Source organism: Streptomyces sp. NPDC046335, assembly GCF_055587985.1.
The window spans coordinates 800,767-816,992 of sequence record NZ_JBVJFF010000001.1 but is presented as its reverse complement, the minus strand read 5'-3'; the positions used below and the strand labels follow the sequence as shown (position 1 = coordinate 816,992).

The following is a 16,226-nucleotide window of genomic DNA, read 5'->3' as shown; positions in this document are numbered from 1 at the left end:
AGAGCCCGGTACCGCCGTCCCGCCCCGCAATCCAGGCGCCGCCGCCTCACACACCGTGGCGAGCTCGTCCAGCATCTGCGCGATCAGCTCCACCTCCACCGCCGACTTGTCGGGGAAGTGCTTGTACAGCGAGGGTGCCTTGATGCCGAGCCGGTCGGCCAGTGATCGCATGGTGAGCTTCTCGGCACCGGACTCCTCCAGGAGCTCGCGGGCCGCGCGGACGATCTCCCTGGCCCGGGGGGTGAGGTGTTCGCCCCAGGTGGGGAGCGCCTCCGCCGCGCCGGGCGCCTGCCGCTGGTCAGCCACGCTGAAAGCCTTCCTTCGTACGCAGTCCATAGCCGAAGGCGCGATCGTACGAGATGTGGGCGAGCCAGCCGCACAGGGCCGCGAAGGCCGGGGCCCAGACGACCGGCGCGGCGACGTAGAGGGCGATGAGCGCGAGCGGGACCGCCGCGCGGTGGGCGGCGTTGTAGTACGGCACCGCACGCGGCGGGAGCTGACCGCGCGCCATGCGGGGCGCATCGCGCACGGCCACCAGGAACGTCAGATCCGGGGCGACGAAGAAGACCCCGGCCAGCAGTCCCGCGAGCCACCCGTGGTTGATCCCTTCGAGCACGGCGAACGCCGACCAGAAGAGCGCGCCGGCCAGCCAGGCGACACGGACGGCAACCGCGAAGGGGCGTCGCCCGGCGGTCGCCGAAGCCGTACCGGACGACGCGGTACCGGCACGGCTTGCCGGAGCCGTGCCGAGCGGTGCCGGAGTCAGAGTGCTCATCGGTTCCTCCTCGAAGACGGAAGACGGAAGACGGAAGACGGAAGACGGGGGCGGCACGACCGCCGCCGGGGGCGGACCTGTCCGGCTAACGTCGTTAGCAAGCTCGACGGTACGGCTAACGGCGTTAGCCGTCAAGGCTGCCCCGCCCAGCGGCCCCCGGCCATGCGGCCCCCGGCCAGACCCCTTGACCTTGACGCAACGTCAACCTCTCTACTGAACCCATGCGGATCGGAGAACTCGCCGGCATCGTCGGCGTGACCACACGCGCCATCAGGCACTACCACCACCTGGGCCTCCTGCCCGAACCCGAGCGGCGGCCCAACGGCTACCGCGAGTACGGGCTGCGGCACGCCGTCGCGCTGGCCCGCGTCCGGCGCCTCACCGAGCTGGGGCTGGGCCTCCCCGAGGTGCGGGACGTCCTCGCCGACGACGCCGGGCGTGAGCTCGCCGAGGTCCTCGCCGAGCTGGACGCCGACCTCGCCCGTCAGGAGGCCGACATCAAGGAACGCAGGTCCCGGCTGCGAACCCTCCTCGCCGACGCCGAGCGGGGGCGGCTGCCCGCCGAAGGCCCCGTCTCGCCCGAGCTGGCCGGCTTCTTCGGCGAGATGAGCCGTAGCGCGGCGGACAGCGACAGGCCCGCCTCCCCGATGGCCGAGAAGGACCGCGAGATGCTCGCCCTCATCGACACCACGGCCTCGCCCGAGGACCGGCAGCGCTTCATCGCCGCGATGGGCCCCGCGCTCGCGCCGGACGCGGTCGAGCGGGCCCACGACGTGTACGCCCGGCTCGACGCGCTGGCCGAGTTCACCGACCTCGGCGACCTCACCGACCCGGACGTGGAACGGGCGGTGGACGGAGCGGCGCGCGCGCTCGCCGACGCGATGCCGGACTCGTTGCTCGACGAGCTGGGGGCCGAAGGGGCGGAGGCTCTGGCCGCCGGCCGCGGCCCGGGCGCCTCCGCCGAGGCCGCCACCTTCCTGGGCGCCTTCTTCGACGACTTCCCGCCGGCCCAGGCGGAGGCGGTCCGCCGCGCGATGCGGCTGCTCGCCCGACGGAACCGAGGGGGGACGGAATGACGACGCGGACTCCGCAGCGTGCCCTGCGTGCCCTGCGCGTCATCGCGTACACCGCCCTGCCCGCCGAGGCCGTGATCGTCTGCTGTGTGATGGCGGGCGTCCCCCTGCCCGCACCCGTGCTGACCGCCGCCGAGGTCACGATCGCGGCGCTCCTGCTGTGCGAGGCCGTGGGGCTCGCCGTTCTGTACCGGCGGGGCGGAACCGCCGCCCTCAAAGACGCCGTCCCCGAGCCCGTACGGCGGATCCTCGGGCATGAGTTCCGCGTTCTGGCGAGCCTCGTGCTGTGGCCCGCGCGGCGCAGGGTCGGGGTGCGGGACGGTATGGATCAAGAGGCGTTCGGGCACGCCAAGGGCAATGCGGCGACCTTGTTCGGTCTCGCCTTCGTCTGCGTCGTCGAGACGTACGGGATGTCGGTGCTGCTCCGCCCTTGGCCGACCGTGCACGCCGTGGTGCTGATCGTCGACGTCTACACCGTGCTGCTGTTCATCGGTATCCACGCGGCGTCCGTGACCCGGCCGCACGTGCTCTCCCCCGATGAGCTGCGGGTGCGCCACGGCGCCCACCGTGACCTGCGGATACCGCTCGCGCGGATCGCCGCCGTACGGGCCGAACGGCGCTACACGCACCAACCCGCCGACGGCGTACTGGACATCCCCGTCGCCTCGCAGACCTCGCTCACCCTGGAGCTGACGGAGCCCGTGGCCGCCGTCGGTCTTCTCGGCGCGCGCCGCGAGGTGACGACGGTCAGGCTGCACGCCGATGAGCCTGCGCAGCTTCTCGCGGCGCTGACCCGGCGGCTCACACCGGTTCGAACCGCACCTTCGTCGTGCCCGGGTCCGCCTCGGCCAGTCTGACGCGGAGGCGCTCCCCCAGCGGCAGCTTCGCCGTGCCGCCCTCGACGCGGGCCACGATGGCCGGGTCGGTCAACTGGACGGTACCCACGACCGGCGCGTTCTCCTTCACGTCCACCACCACCGCGTCGAACATCTCGCCGACCCGGTCCTTGAGCAGCGCGGCCTCGACGATGTCCACGCACTCGCGCTCCACGGTGTTGCCGCGCCGGGTGCCCTCCGCCATCTCCCCGGGCAGCTCCTCCAGCGCGGCGAGCACCCACTGCGGGACCCCCGCGCCCGCGGCCGCGGCGAGGCAGAGCTCGGAGGCGTAGCGGTCGACGAGGCGGCGCAGCGGGGCCGTGCAGTGGGTGTAGGGGGCGGCGACGGCGGCGTGCACGGCCGGGTCGGGCAGGTGGCCGCCGCTGAACGCCGTGTAGCCCGCGCCCCGCAGCAGCGTCGTGCACTCCTGGAGGAATGCGGCCTGGTGCGGCTGCCCGGGGTCGAGGGACCGCACGAGCCGGGCGTACGGGACGTGGTGCGGCCAGTCGATCCGCAGCGCCTCGGCGGTGCGGCGCAGGCGGCCGACCGCGCCGTCCGGGGCGGTGGGCAGCGTCCGCAGGATGCCCGTACCCGCGCTCAGCATCAGCTCGGCGGCGGCCATCCCCGTGAGGAGCGAGATCTGGGCGTTCCAGCCGTCGGCGGGCAGGGGCGCGCGGTAGGCGAGCTCGTACCGTCCGTCGCGCTCGATGATCTCCTGCTCGGGCACGTCGAGCGAGATGCCGCCGCGGGCCACCTCCAGTGCCTCGCGCAGCCTGCCGATGTCCCGCAGGAGCGCGACGGGCTCCTCGGCCGTGCCGTCGTCGATGGCCTGCTGCACGCCCGCGTAGTCCAGCTTCGCCCGGCTGCGTACGAGGGCTCGGTGCACGTCGGTGCGTTCGGTGCGGCCGTCCGCGTCGAGGTCCAAGGTCCACAGGACGGCGGGGCAGGTCTGTCCCGGCAGCAGGCTGGCGGCGCCCTCGCTCAGGGCCGCCGGGTGCAGCGGAACCCTCTCGTCGGGGAAGTAGAGGGTGGTGACGCGCCGGTGGGCCTCGGCGTCGAGCGGGCCGTCGGGCGTGACGTAGGCGGCTACGTCGGCGATCGCGTACGTCACGCGGTAGCCGCCGCCCTCGCGCCGGGCGAGGTGCATGGCCTGGTCCAGGTCGACGGAGTCGGGCGGGTCGACGGTGAACAGGGGGATGTCCGTGGCGTCGCGCTCCGGCAGCCGCGGGGCCTTCGCGGCGCGCTCCGCCTCCGCGAGGACCTCGGCGGGGAAGTCCAGGGGCACGTCCAGCTCCGTGCGCAACTCACGCAGCGCGGCCCGCAAAGGAGCCTCCGCTGCGCCGGTCACGTGAAGATTCCGGCGAGGCATGGACCGAGCGTATGGCGGCCGACATGCCTCGGCACCCTGTGCCCGGATTTCGGCTTCCGGCTCCCCTGGCCCGGGGTTCGGGCCTCCGGGCTCGGGCTCGGGGCTGGGGCTCCGGGCTGGGGGCTCGGGACTCGGAGCTTGGGCCCCGGCTTCAAGCTCGGGCCCCGACTCCCGGCTCCTGGCTCCTGGCTCCCGCGGCCCAGGGTCATCCGGCCGGAGGCGTCCCCATCCCCGGGCCACGGAGGCTTCCGACTTCCGACCCCAGCTCCCCGGGCCCAGGAGCTCGGGCCTCCGGGCTCCGGCTCCCAGCTCGGGCTCGGGCCTCCGAGCTCGGGGCTGGGGGCTCCGAGCTCGGGGCTGGGGGCTCCGAGCTCGGGGCTCCGGGCTCGGGGCTCCGGGCTCGGGGCTCCGGGCTCCGGGGTGGGGGCTGGGGGCTGGGGGCTGGGGACTCCGGGCTCGGGATTCGGAGCTCGGGCCCCGGCTCCAGGCTCCCGGCTCCCAGGGTCCCACCCCAAGGCGCGAGGCTCGGGCCTCCGGGCTCCGGGCTCCGGGCCGGGGGCTCCGGCCTCGGGACTCCAGGCTCGGGACTCGGAGCTTCGGCCCCGCCTCCCGCCTGCCGCCTCCGGCCTCCCGCGGCCCAGACTCCTCCGCCCGGCGGCGCCCCCTCCCAGGACCCGCCCGGCGGAGTCCCACCCCGTACCCTTTCGCAGGGGCCGCGCCCCTCCCCCCGTACCGCTCAAGGAGTCCGATCGTGCTCGTCCTGTTGCCGCCGTCCGAAGGCAAGGCCTCGTCGGGGCGGGGTGCCCCGCTCAAGCCGGAGTCGCTGTCGCTGCCGGGGCTCGCCGAGGCGCGGCGGGCGGTGTTCGACGAGCTGGTCGAGCTGTGCGCCGCCGACGAGGAGAAGGCGCGGGCCGTGCTGGGGCTGAGCGAGGGCCTGCGGGGCGAGGTGACGAAGAACGCCGGACTGCGCACGGCGAGCGCGCGCCCGGCCGGGGAGATCTACACGGGGGTCCTGTACGACGCCCTGGACCTGGCCTCGCTCGACGCCGCCGCCAAGCGCCGCGCGGGGCGTTCGCTGCTGGTCTTCTCCGGGCTCTGGGGTGCCGTCGGGGTGGGCGACAAGATCCCCTCCTACCGCTGCTCGATGGGCGTGAAGCTGCCGGGCCTCGGGGCGCTCGGCGCGTACTGGCGGGCGCCGATGGCCTCCGTCATGCCGGAGACGGCGGGCGACGGGCTCGTGCTCGACCTGCGGTCGTCGGCGTACGCGGCCGCGTGGAAGCCCAAGGGCGAGGTGGCCGACCGGACGGCGACCGTGCGGGTGCTGCACGCGCACCTGGTCGACGGGGTCGAGAAACGTTCCGTGGTCTCCCACTTCAACAAGGCGACCAAGGGCCGCATCGTCCGCTCCCTGCTGACCACCGGGACGCGGCCGAAGGACCCAGCCGAGCTGGTCGAGGCGCTGCGGGACCTCGGGCACGTGGTGGAAGCCGAGCCTCCGACGAAGCCGGGCAGGCCGTGGGCACTGGACGTGGTGGTACGCGAGATCCACTAGCCACCACGTCGTGCCATGTGGACGTTGAGCCACCTGGTTGCAGTCTGCGCAACGCCCTTTGCGCAGGCTGCGCGCCCCGGGGCAGGATGCCCTCATGACCTCCTCCGCATCCGTGCCCTCCGTGCTCGATCTCGCCCCCGTCGTCCCCGTAGTCATCGTGGAGGAACTCGGTGACGCCGTGCCGATGGCCCGCGCGCTGGTGGCCGGTGGGCTGCCCGCCATCGAGGTGACCCTGCGGACGCCCGTCGCGCTCGACGCCATCCGGGCCATCGCGGCCGAGGTACCGGACGCGGTGGTCGGCGCGGGGACCGTGATCTCGGCGCGCAACGTCGCCGACTCCGTGGACGCGGGGGCCCGCTTCCTCGTCAGCCCCGGCTGGACGGACGCGCTCCTCGCGGCGATGCAGGGATCCGGCGTGCCGTTCCTGCCGGGGGTCTCGACGACCTCCGAGGTGGTGGCGCTGCTGGAACGCGGCGTGACCGAGATGAAGTTCTTCCCCGCGGAGGCCGCCGGCGGCACCGCGTACCTGAAGTCGCTCGGCGCACCGCTGCCGCAGGCCCGCTTCTGCCCGACGGGCGGGATCACCGCCGGTACGGCGCCGACGTACCTCGCGCTGAAGAACGTCGGCTGCGTGGGCGGCAGCTGGATGCTCCCCGCCGACGCCGTGGCGGCCAAGGACTGGGCCCGCGTCGAGTCCCTGGCCCGCGAGGCCGCCGCGCTAGCGCAGGTGTGACGTGTCGTTCAGGAGGCGCAGCGAGGCGTTGCCGTCGGCGTAGTACGCCACCGCGGAGACCGAGGCCGCCGAGAGTTCCATGCGGAACATGGACTCCGGCGGGGCGCCGAGCGCGAGGCGCACCAGCGTCTTGATGGGCGTGACGTGGGTGACGAGCAGGACCGTGCGGCGCGCGTACGCGGCGGTCAGCCGATCGCGTGCCGCCTCGATCCGGCGCGCGACCACGGTGAAGGATTCGCCGCCGGGCGGTGCCACGTCCGCCGAGGCGAGCCAGGCGTCCAGCTCCTCGGGGTGACGGGCGCGCGCCTCGGCGAAGGTGAGCCCCTCGAAGACCCCGAAGTCGGCCTCGCGCAGGTCGTCTTCGAGGTGGACGTCGAGGCCCAGGCGGGCGGCGACGGTGTGCGCGGTCTCCTGGCAGCGCTTGAGCGGCGAGGAGACGACCGCCTGGATCGTGCCGCGCGCGGCGAACGCGGCGGCGGCCCGCTCGGCCTGCTCGCGCCCCACCTCTGAGAGGGACGGGTCGGAACCGCCGCTGCCGGAGAACCGCTTCTCGGGCGTCAGCAGGGTCTCGCCGTGTCGCAGCAGCACGAAGGTCGCGGGGGCTCCCAGGTCCGGCGCGGCCCAGCCGACCGGCGGGGCGGACAGGTTGCGCGCGGCGTGCGCGTCGGGGCCCGCCACCACCAGGGGCGCCGCCGCCTCCACGGGGGACGCCTCCACCGGGAGCGCCACAGCAGGGGCCTCGTCACGCGAGGCGGTGAGGGCCGCCCGTGCCCTGGCCACACCCGCCACCGCGTCCCCCGGCGGACCCGAGGGCGCCGGGGCGGCTGCCGCTCGCGCGGCCCTCGCGTCCAGGTCGGCGGTCGACGCCGAGGCCGACCACCGCTCGCCGCGCTTGCCCGCGTCCATCGCCTCGTTCGCCAGGCGGTCCGCGTGCTTGTTCTGCGCGCGCGGAATCCACTCGTACGTGACCTGCGCCGCGGGGAAGACGCGCGCGGCCTCCGCCGCGAGCGGCTTCATGTCGGGGTGCTTGATCTTCCAGCGGCCCGACATCTGCTCGACGACGAGCTTGGAGTCCATGCGCACGTGCACAGAGGCGCCCGGGTCCAGCTCGCGCGCCGCCTTCAGGCCCGCGACCAGGCCCTTGTACTCCGCGACGTTGTTCGTCGCGACGCCGATGTACTCCGCGGCCTCCCTCAGCGTCTCCCCCGAGACCGCGTCGATGACCACGGAGCCGTAGCCCGCGGGCCCCGGGTTGCCCCGGGAGCCGCCGTCGACCTCGACGATGAACTCACGCACGGACTCTCCCACGGACGACGCACCCACGGACTGACGCGACGGGACTCACGCGACGGACTGACGCGATGGACTGACGCACGGACGGAGGTCCTACAGGCCGGACTCGGACGTACGGACCAGGATGCGGCGGCAGTTCTCGCACCGCAGGACCGTGTCCGCCGAAGCCGCCTTCACTTCGTTGACCTCGGTGATGTTGAGCTCCAGGCGGCAGCCCTCGCAACGCCGCTGGTAGAGCTTGGCCGCGCCGACGCCGCCCTGCTGCGCGCGGAGCTTGTCGTAGAGCTTGAGCAGGTCGGCGGGGACGGAACCGGCGACGACCTCGCGCTCCTTGGTGGCCGTGGCGGTCTCGCCGTCCAGCTCCCGGAAGGCGGCGTCACGGCGGCCCGTGGCGTCGTCGATCTTCGCCTGGACCGAGGAGACCCGCTCGGTGAGCTCGCCGACCCGCTCCTGCGCGGACTCGCGGCGCTCCATGACCTCGAGGACGACGTCCTCCAGGTCACCCTGGCGCTTGGCGAGCGAGGTGATCTCGCGCTGGAGGTTCTCCAGGTCCTTGGGGGAGGTCACGGCGCCGGAGTCCAGGCGCTGCTGGTCACGGTTGGAGCGCTGGCGGACCTGGTCGACGTCCTGCTCCGCCTTGGTCTGCTCGCGGGCGCAGTCGCTCTCCTCGGTCGTCGCGGCGACGAGCAGGTCGCGCAGCTGCGCGAGGTCCTTGTTCAGGGACTCGATCTCGGCGTGCTCGGGCAGCGAGTTCTTCTTGTGCGCGAGCTGCTGCAGACGTACGTCCAGGGCCTGGACGTCGAGCAGTCGGATCTGGTCGGCGGGCGCGGCGTTCAGTTGGGGGCTCCTGGGAAAGATGAGGCGCGCGAAGCGCTCGCTGGAAGGGTGGTGGCGTGCGACGGGCGGGCGGGGGTCGAGGCCGCGTGGGCGGTCCAGGGGTCGGTGACCGTCTTGGAGACGTGCACGCGAAGACCCCATCCGTTCCGGTCGGAGATCTCGTCGAGCTGGGCTGCGGCCAGCTCGCACCAGGGCCACTCGGTGGCCCAGTGGGCGGCGTCGAGCAGCGCGAGCGGCGTGCGCTCGCGGGCCTCGGACGCCGGGTGGTGGCGCAGGTCGGCGGTGAGGAAGGCGTCCACACCGGCGGCGCGCACGTCGTCGAAGAGGCTGTCGCCGGAGCCGCCGCTCACCGCGACGGTCCTGATCAGCGCTTCGGGGTCACCCGCGACCCGGATGCCCTGCGCGGTGGCGGGCAGCCGTTCCGCCGCGCGCGCGGCGAGCTCGGCGAGGGTCAGCGGGTGGTCGAGTTCGCAGATCCGGCCGAGGCCGCGGCGGCCCCGCTGGTCGGCGGGGTCGGGCACGAGGGGACGTACGACCCGGAGGTCGAGCGCGCCCGCGAGCGCGTCGGAGACGCCCGGGTCGGCCCGGTCGGCGTTGGTGTGCGCGACGTGCAGCGCGACGTCGTGCCGGATCAGGTCGTGCACGACGCGGCCCTTGAAGGTGGACGCCGCGACGGTCGTCGTACCGCGCAGGTAGAGCGGGTGGTGGGTGACCAGGAGCTGGGCTCCGAGCCGCACCGCCTCGTCGGCGATCTCCTGGACCGGGTCGACGGCGAACAGGACGCGGGAGACCTCCGCGTCGGGGTCTCCGCAGACCGTGCCGACCGCGTCCCAGCTCTCGGCCAGACCGGCGGGCCACAGGGCGTCGAGGGCGGCGATGACTTCAGACAGACGGGGCACGGGGAAAGGCTACCTTCCCGGCACACCCCGCAGGTCGTGCGTTACGCACCGCTGTCGGACGGCTACTTGGCGGCAGGCGCGCCGGCGGCCCCCCGGCGACCGGACGGCAGCGAAAACGATCGAGCGGCAGCGATCGGACGGCGGAGCCCCCCCCCGCAGCACAACCACACCCACCCCCTCAGGAGAACCGTTGCTTCACCATCCTTCCGTGTGAAGCGAACGGCCACTCACGCCACGTCAGCGCGTACGAAAACTAGCTTCGGGCCCGGAGGTGGCGCCGACGATGACAGCGGCAACGATCACGGTGGACGGCGGCTACGCGGCCAGGCTGGCGCGCAGGGGCGAGTCCTGGTTCCCCGAGCGCTGGACGCTCGACTCCCCCGAGCCCTACGCGGTGCCGCTCGCCGGCCGCCAGCCCGAGGAGCCGGGCACCGAGGTGCTGCCGATGAGCGACGGCCGCGTCCTCATCCACCGCCTGGTGGACGGGCGGCACACGTTCGCGCTGCTCTACCCGACGGGCCCGGCGACCGGCGAGATCCCGCTGGGTGCCGTGGAGTGCGCGGGCGACCTCGGCCTGCTGCCGCCCGCGCCGGACGGCGAGCGCGCCTACGCCATCGCCGTCGGCACCCACACCACCGACGTCTGGCTGGTGGCGGGCGGCTCCTTCGGCCCTGAGCACGTCGCCGAGGTGCCGGGACGCTGCTCGGGCGGCGCCTGGCTCGACCACACGGGGCGGATGCTGGCCCTCGACAGGGAGGCGGGCGGCTGCGTCAAGACGGTCGCGGTCGACCTGGCGCGGGGCGGCGAGGTCTCGCCGCTCCTCCAGATCGCCGAGGAGAGCGACGACCGGCTGCTGCTCGCCGACGCGGACAGCGGCCTGCTGCTCATCCGCTCCAACGCCCCGGGCCACGACCGCCTCGGCTGGGGCGTGCTCGGCTCCGCCCTGCCCGTCCGCTTCCCCGAGTCGCTGCGGCTCGCCGACTGCGCCGTCACGCCGTTCGCGATCCAGCCGGGGCAGACGCTGCTCCCCGAGGCCTGCGGGGTGGCGCTGCGGATCGACGGCGCGGCGGGCACCTGGCTCGGCCTGTGGCGGGCGGCGGAGCGCGGCATGCGGCAGATGCCCGCGCCCCAGGGCTGGTTGGCCGGTTCGGGCCGCTGGACGAGCGAGGGCGTACTGCTCCTTCCGTACGCGACGAACGCCGTGCCCTGCGGTGTCGCGCGCATCCCCGCGCCCGCCCGTGAGCCGTCACGGCCGCCGCGCGCCGAGGCGTCGGCGCCGGACCCCGCACGGCCCGTTCCGCTTCAGCAGGCACCCCTGACCGGTCGGGTGGCGGCCGGTTAGACTCGCCCGGCTGTACGAACGATCTTCTTACGGGGTGATGGGCAAAAGATGTCGACCGAGACCGGTACGGAGACCCGCTGGGAAACCGAGCCGCATCAGGCGGCGACCACGACCGCGCAGGGCGCCACCGCTGATGCCGCCTCGGGCGCAGGCAGACACAGGGGCCCGCAGGCCCAACAGGACGAACCCAAGCCCCCCCAGGGCCGCCACCGCAGACAGTCCTAAGGATTGCGGAAAAGTCCCGCCCATATGCCGTCAAAAGCGGCGCATGGGCGGGACTTTTCCGCAACGCCCTCCCTTCAGCCGCGCTTCAGCGTGAGTACCTCTGCCGCCGCGAAGGTTTCGCTCCGCGGGCGGTCCGCGTAGTACGGGGTGAGCAGGGCGTCCAGTTCGGGGAAGGTGAACGTCTCCTTGGCCGCGTCGAACTGCGCCGCCACCTTCGGCCGCTCGACGATCGCGACCATGCCGCCGTGCACGACGAGGAGCTGCCCGTTGACCTCGGCGGCCGCGGGCGAGGCGAGGTAGCCGACCAGGGGTGCGACGTGCTCGGGGGCCAGCGGGTCGAGCTGTCCCTCGCCCGGCTCCTGGAAGCCCTGGAAGACGTCCTCGGTCATCCGGGTCCGCGCGCGGGGGCAGATGGCGTTGGCCGTCACGCCGTACTTGGCCAGCGCCAGCGCGGTCGACGTCGTCAGGCCGACGATGCCGCCCTTGGCCGCCGCGTAGTTGGGCTGGCCCGCCGAGCCCGCGAGGTAGGCCTCCGACGAGGTGTTGACGATCCGCCCGTACACCGGGCCGCCCGCCGCCTTGGAGCGCTCGCGCCAGTGGGCGGACGCGAAGTGGGTGGTGTTGAAGTGGCCCTTGAGGTGGACGTGGATGACCGCGTCCCATTCGGACTCCGTCATCGAGAAGATCATCCGGTCGCGCAGGATGCCCGCGTTGTTGACGAGGATGTCCAGCTTGCCGTAGGTGCCGACGGCCGTCGCGACGAGTTCGCGGGCCTGCTCGTGGTCCGCGACGTCCCCGGTGTGCGCGACGGCCCTGCCGCCCGCATCGCGGATCTCGGCGGCGACCTCCTCGGCGGGCGCCGCCGACGCCTCGCCGGAGCCGTCGCGCCCCGGCTGCCCGAAGTCGTTGACGACGACGCTCGCGCCGAGTCCGGCCAGTTCCAGGGCCTCGGCGCGGCCGAGCCCGCGGCCCGCGCCGGTGACGATCGCGCAGAGGCCCTCAAGTGGCAGTGACATCAATGTCCCTCCGGGTCAGATCTCTATGCAGCAGGTCTCTACGCATCAGATCTCTATGCATCAGATCTCTATGCAGGTGCGTAGGGCTACGCCGGTTCGCATCTGTTCGAGTGCCTCGTTGATCTCGGTGAGCCGCACGCGGTGGGTGATCATGCTCTTCAGGTCGATCCGGCCCGCCCGCCAGAGCGCGATGGCCCGCTCGTACGACTGGAGGACGTCGCCGCCGCCGTACAGGGAGGGCAGGATGCGCTTCTCGTCGAAGAACAGCTCGAACATGTTCAGCTGGAGGTGGTCGTCCATGGCTCCGGCGCCGACGACGACGAGCGTGCCGCCGCGGCGGGTCGTCTCGTACGCCGTGCGGGCGGTGGCCGACTTGCCGACGACCTCGAAGACGTAGTCGAAGCCCTCGCCCGCGGTGATCCGCTGCTTGGCGTCGACAAGCTCTTCGGGGGCGACCGCCTCCGTGGCGCCGAACCGCAGCGCCGCCTCCCTGCGTGAGGCCACCGGGTCGACCGCGACGATCTGCGCCGCCCCCTTGAGGCGTGCGCCCTGGATCGCCGAGATGCCGACGCCGCCGCAGCCGATGACGGCGACCGACGAACCGGCCCGCACGTCGGCGGTGTTGATGGCCGCGCCGAGCCCCGTCGTCACACCGCAGCCGATGAGCGCCGCGATGTCGAGGGGCACGTCGTCCGGGACCGGCACCGCGCACCCGGCGTCGACGACGACCTCCTCGGCGAAGGTGCCGGTGCCCGCGAAGCCGAAGACGTCACCGCTGGGCCGCTTGAAGTTGGGGGTGCCCGCGTTCATGAAACCGGCGAGACAGAGCTGGGTCTGGCCGCGCTTGCAGGCGGGGCAGGTACGGCAGGCCGGGAGCCAGCAGAGCAGGACCCGGTCGCCCGGGGCCAGGCCGCTCACGCCGTCGCCGACGTCGGTGATCTCGCCCGCGCCCTCGTGGCCCGGGACGAAGGGGGCGGGCTGCGGCAGCACCCCGTTCATCGCCGAGACGTCGGAGTGGCACAGGCCGGTGGCCCTGACCCGGACTTTCACCTTCCCCGGGCCGAAGCCCACCGCCTCGACGTCGTCGAGGACCTCCAGCTTGGTCTGGCCTGTCTCGTGCAGTACGGCTGCGCGCATGGTGCGGCTCCTCTCGTACGAAGATCCGGACGGGCCCCGGTTCGGCGGGCGCCCCCGGCGGGTTCAGGCGTGCTCGACCACGGTGTCGGCCAGTACCGGCGCGTCGTCCCGCTCGACCGCCGTGACCGCGGCCCTGACCCGGCCCTCGCCGCGCCACATGCGGACGCGCAGCGTCTCGCCGGGGAAGACGACGCCGGTGAAGCGGGTGCTGTAGCCGCGGACCCGGGACACGTCGCCGCCGAGCCGGGTGTCCACGACGGCCTTGAGGGTCATCCCGTAGGTGCACAGGCCGTGCAGGATCGGCCGGTCGAAGCCGGCGAGCGCGGCGAACTCGGGGTCGGCGTGCAGCGGGTTCCAGTCGCCGGAGAGGCGGTAGAGGAGCGCCTGGTCCTCGCGGACGGGGCGCAGGACGGTCAGGTCGGGCTCGCCCTCGGACTCGGGGAGCCGGGTGGAGGGGCCGCGGTCGCCGCCGAAGCCGCCTTCGCCGCGTACGAAGATCTGGGCGTCGCTCGTCCACAGCGGGCCCGTGTCGTCGGCGGCCTCGGAGCGCAGGACGAGGACCGCGGCCTTGCCCTTGTCGTACACAGCGGCCACTCTCGACGTGGTCACGGCCCTGCCGCTGACCGGGATCGGGCGGTGAACAGTGATGCTCTGGCCGCCGTGCAGCACCGCGGCGAGGTCCACCTCGATGCCGGGGGCCGAGAGCCCGCCGACGACGCCCATGCCGGCTCCGGCGACGGTGGCGAAGCTGGGCAGGACGTGCAGTCCGGACTCCAGGGTGTAGCGCAGCTCTTCGGGGGCGGTTGCGGGCACTCCCGCGCCGATGCCGAGGTGGTAGAGCTGGACGTCCTTGTGGTCCCAGGCGATCTCGGCGGACCGGGGCTCGGCGGCGACGGCCTTCGCGGCGTCAATGGGCATGTGGTGAGAGCTCCTTGGACGGCAGGAGACCTCGGTGCGGACGTCCGCACCGTCGACCGCACCGAGGTCGCAACTGGGCCGGACGGCCGGTCCGCGGACCGGCCGGTTCTAGAACGCGTTCCACTCCGGCGATCCATGTATAGCCGAGGCCCGGGGAGTTGTGAAGGCTCCTGACGTCACGTCAGATGCCTGCCCGCCGCGTCACTTCGGATGCCCGCTCGCCGGGGCTCCCGTGACATTTGTACCGGGCCGGTCCGTACAGGTGCCTCTGCCGCGATTCCCCCGGGCTCCGTAGCGTCGTGGGCATGACGCAGACATCGCGGAGGACGACACGGAAGCGCGAGCGGCAGGGATGCGAGGGCGGGGAGAACGTCGAGCGTCTCGGCCCTCCCCCCTCCGGCTTCGCGCTCCTGCCCTGGCTCCTGATGGGCCTGGGCGCCCTCTCCCACCTCCTCCAGGGCGAGACCCCCAACCCCTGGATCGGCGGCATCGGGCTGCTCCTCTTCAACTCCCTCTACGTCTACATCGCCTTCCGCGCGTTCCACGCGTACTCGCGCGAGGCCCGCTCCACGCGGGTCGCCGTGGTCCTGCTCGGGCTGCTGACCGTCGGCCTCGCGGCCGGGTACGGCGGCAACTGGCTCCTCTTCTTCCCTCTCCTCGGCCTCGCCACGGGCGCCGTCGTGCGCGGGCGCGGCCTGGGCCCCACCGGGCTCGGCCTGAGCGCGCTCGCCGGTGTCATCGGCGGGTTCCGGGACGGCTGGGGGGCGATCGACATCGCGTACGGCACGTTCCTCTCCACGATGGTGACCGCCGCGATCCTCTCCCTCGCCGAGGCCGTCCGCGAACTCCGCGAGACCCGCGAGGAGCTGGCCCGCGCCGCCGTCGAGAAGGAACGCCTCCGCTTCTCCCGCGACCTGCACGACCTGCTCGGCCACACCCTCTCCGTCATCGTCGTCAAGGCGGAGGCCACGCGCCGCCTCGCCCCCCGCGACCTGGACGCGGCACTCGGCCAGGTCTCCGACATCGAGTCCGTCGGCCGGCAGGCGCTCACGGAGATCCGCGAGGCCGTCACCGGCTACCGCGAGGGCAGCCTCGCCACCGAACTCGACCGCGCCCGCGATCTGCTGGCCGCCGCCGGTATCGACGCCGTCGTCCGTCAGGCGGGCCCGCCGCTCGCCCCGCAGACCGCCGCCCTGCTCGGCTGGGTGGTCCGCGAGTCCGCCACCAACGTCGTACGTCACTCCGGGGCGACCCGCTGCGAGATCGAGGTCACCGGCACCGCCGAACAGACCCGTCTGGTGATCACGGACGACGGGCTCGGCGTAGGCTCACAAACGCCCGGCAGCGGGCTGAAGGGCCTCGCCGAACGCCTGGCGGCGGCGGGCGGCTCCCTCACCCCGGGTCCGGCGCCCCGCTCCGGATTCCGCGTCACCGCCGTGCTGCCGGTCACCGAGATCCACCCGGCCGCCGTGACCGCCCCCGCCACGGCGGGCGTCCAGGAGGAGCACACCGGATGATCAGAGTTCTGCTCGCCGAGGACCAGGGCATGATGCGGGGCGCGCTCGCCCTGCTGCTCGGCATGGAGCACGACATCGAGGTCGCCGCGCAGGTCGGCGCGGGTGACGAGATCGTGGACGCGGCGCTGGCCTCCCGGCCCGACGTGGCCCTGCTCGACATCGAGCTCCCCGGCCGCAGCGGTCTGGACGCCGCCGCCGACCTGCGCGAGGAGTGTCCCGACTGCCGGGTCCTCATCCTCACCACCTTCGGGCGGCCCGGCTATCTGCGCCGCGCCATGGATGCGGGCGCCGCCGGTTTCCTCGTCAAGGACGGGCCCGTCGAGGAACTGGCCGAGGCGATCCGCCGGGCACTGCGGGGCGAGACGGTCATCGACCCGGTCCTCGCCGCCGCCGCTCTCAGCGCGGGGCCCAGTCCGCTGACCGGCCGCGAGGCGGATGTCCTCAAGGCCTCGGTGGACGGGGCGACGGTCGCCGACATCGCGGGCAGGCTCCATCTGTCGGAGTCGACCGTACGGAACTACCTCTCCGCGGCCATCGGCAAGACGGGGACGCGGAACCGCATGGAAGCGGTGCGGGAGGCGCGGCGGCGAGGCTGGCTTTGACTGGCCCCTGGGCCTTGGGCCCTTTTGCCTTGGGGGCCGTCATCACCGGCTTCGCCGGGTTCG

General features: G+C 73.6%; 15 protein-coding genes and 1 pseudogene. 7 read left to right on the top strand and 9 right to left on the bottom strand.

The annotated features are described in order from the left end of the window. Positions 1 to 111: 111 nt before the first annotated feature. Positions 112 to 336, bottom strand: a pseudogene (locus ACZ6JY_RS03640) (helix-turn-helix domain-containing protein); the annotation flags it as partial. Further along, complete coding sequence (locus ACZ6JY_RS03635; RefSeq protein WP_469191807.1) at positions 299 to 775, bottom strand: DUF4260 family protein; 477 nt, start codon at positions 773 to 775, stop codon at positions 299 to 301. The gene ACZ6JY_RS03635 and the pseudogene ACZ6JY_RS03640, both read right to left, overlap by 38 nt. Before the next feature lie 221 nt (positions 776 to 996). Here ACZ6JY_RS03635 and ACZ6JY_RS03630 point away from each other — a divergent pair, with 221 nt between their 5' ends. Together ACZ6JY_RS03630 and ACZ6JY_RS03625 are read left to right on the top strand one after the other, a co-directional pair. Beyond that, a complete protein-coding gene (locus tag ACZ6JY_RS03630; RefSeq protein WP_469191805.1) occupies positions 997 to 1,851 on the top strand; it encodes a MerR family transcriptional regulator in 855 nt (284 codons plus the stop codon). Next, complete coding sequence (locus ACZ6JY_RS03625; RefSeq protein WP_469191803.1) at positions 1,848 to 2,705, top strand: hypothetical protein; 858 nt, start codon at positions 1,848 to 1,850, stop codon at positions 2,703 to 2,705. The genes ACZ6JY_RS03630 and ACZ6JY_RS03625 overlap by 4 nt, the downstream gene beginning before the upstream one ends. On the opposite strand, the gene ACZ6JY_RS03620 is transcribed toward ACZ6JY_RS03625, so the two are convergent. Continuing rightward, positions 2,650 to 4,092 carry an RNB domain-containing ribonuclease gene (locus ACZ6JY_RS03620; RefSeq protein WP_469191801.1) on the bottom strand — a complete coding sequence of 481 codons (1,443 nt, stop codon included), beginning with the start codon at positions 4,090 to 4,092 and terminating at the stop codon, positions 2,650 to 2,652. The genes ACZ6JY_RS03625 and ACZ6JY_RS03620 overlap by 56 nt on opposite strands. 751 nt (positions 4,093 to 4,843) lie before the next feature. On the opposite strand from ACZ6JY_RS03620, the gene yaaA reads away from it, so the two are divergent. After that, positions 4,844 to 5,644, top strand: coding sequence for a peroxide stress protein YaaA (gene yaaA / locus ACZ6JY_RS03615; RefSeq protein ID WP_469191799.1), 801 nt, complete (start codon positions 4,844 to 4,846; stop codon positions 5,642 to 5,644). Positions 5,645 to 5,738: 94 nt separating this feature from the next. Further along, positions 5,739 to 6,377: a bifunctional 4-hydroxy-2-oxoglutarate aldolase/2-dehydro-3-deoxy-phosphogluconate aldolase gene (gene eda, locus ACZ6JY_RS03610; RefSeq protein WP_469191797.1), complete on the top strand. Its 639-nt coding sequence runs from the start codon at positions 5,739 to 5,741 to the stop codon at positions 6,375 to 6,377. Here eda and ACZ6JY_RS03605 read toward each other — a convergent pair. The 3 genes from ACZ6JY_RS03605 to ACZ6JY_RS03595 form a co-directional block, all read right to left on the bottom strand. Beyond that, entirely contained in the window at positions 6,363 to 7,673 is a 1,311-nt protein-coding gene (locus ACZ6JY_RS03605; RefSeq protein WP_469191795.1) for a bifunctional RNase H/acid phosphatase, read from the bottom strand. The genes eda and ACZ6JY_RS03605 overlap by 15 nt on opposite strands. 90 nt (positions 7,674 to 7,763) lie before the next feature. Beyond that, positions 7,764 to 8,507: a zinc ribbon domain-containing protein gene (locus tag ACZ6JY_RS03600; RefSeq protein ID WP_469191939.1), complete on the bottom strand. Its 744-nt coding sequence runs from the start codon at positions 8,505 to 8,507 to the stop codon at positions 7,764 to 7,766. Next, entirely contained in the window at positions 8,504 to 9,406 is a 903-nt protein-coding gene (locus ACZ6JY_RS03595) for a Nif3-like dinuclear metal center hexameric protein (RefSeq protein ID WP_469191793.1), read from the bottom strand. Before ACZ6JY_RS03595 ends, ACZ6JY_RS03600 begins: the two co-directional genes overlap by 4 nt. 283 nt (positions 9,407 to 9,689) lie before the next feature. Between ACZ6JY_RS03595 and ACZ6JY_RS03590 the strand changes: the two genes are divergently transcribed. Then, on the top strand, positions 9,690 to 10,748 hold the full coding sequence (locus ACZ6JY_RS03590) for a hypothetical protein (RefSeq protein ID WP_469191791.1): 1,059 nt from the start codon (positions 9,690 to 9,692) through the stop codon (positions 10,746 to 10,748). 299 nt (positions 10,749 to 11,047) lie between these two features. Here the strand turns inward: ACZ6JY_RS03590 and ACZ6JY_RS03585 are convergent, their stop codons facing one another. From ACZ6JY_RS03585 to ACZ6JY_RS03575, 3 genes are all read right to left on the bottom strand, one after another. Continuing rightward, positions 11,048 to 11,989, bottom strand: coding sequence for a 3-oxoacyl-ACP reductase (locus tag ACZ6JY_RS03585; RefSeq protein WP_469191789.1), 942 nt, complete (start codon positions 11,987 to 11,989; stop codon positions 11,048 to 11,050). Positions 11,990 to 12,049: 60 nt separating this feature from the next. Further along, a complete protein-coding gene (locus ACZ6JY_RS03580; protein WP_469191787.1) occupies positions 12,050 to 13,126 on the bottom strand; it encodes a Zn-dependent alcohol dehydrogenase in 1,077 nt (358 codons plus the stop codon). A gap of 63 nt (positions 13,127 to 13,189) precedes the next feature. Further along, entirely contained in the window at positions 13,190 to 14,044 is an 855-nt protein-coding gene (locus tag ACZ6JY_RS03575) for a MaoC/PaaZ C-terminal domain-containing protein (protein WP_469191786.1), read from the bottom strand. A gap of 305 nt (positions 14,045 to 14,349) precedes the next feature. On the opposite strand from ACZ6JY_RS03575, the gene ACZ6JY_RS03570 reads away from it, so the two are divergent. Both ACZ6JY_RS03570 and ACZ6JY_RS03565 read left to right on the top strand, forming a co-directional pair. Next, complete coding sequence (locus ACZ6JY_RS03570) at positions 14,350 to 15,561, top strand: sensor histidine kinase (RefSeq protein ID WP_469191785.1); 1,212 nt, start codon at positions 14,350 to 14,352, stop codon at positions 15,559 to 15,561. Then, positions 15,558 to 16,163, top strand: coding sequence for a response regulator (locus ACZ6JY_RS03565; RefSeq protein ID WP_469191783.1), 606 nt, complete (start codon positions 15,558 to 15,560; stop codon positions 16,161 to 16,163). The genes ACZ6JY_RS03570 and ACZ6JY_RS03565 overlap by 4 nt, the downstream gene beginning before the upstream one ends. Positions 16,164 to 16,226 lie beyond the last annotated feature (63 nt).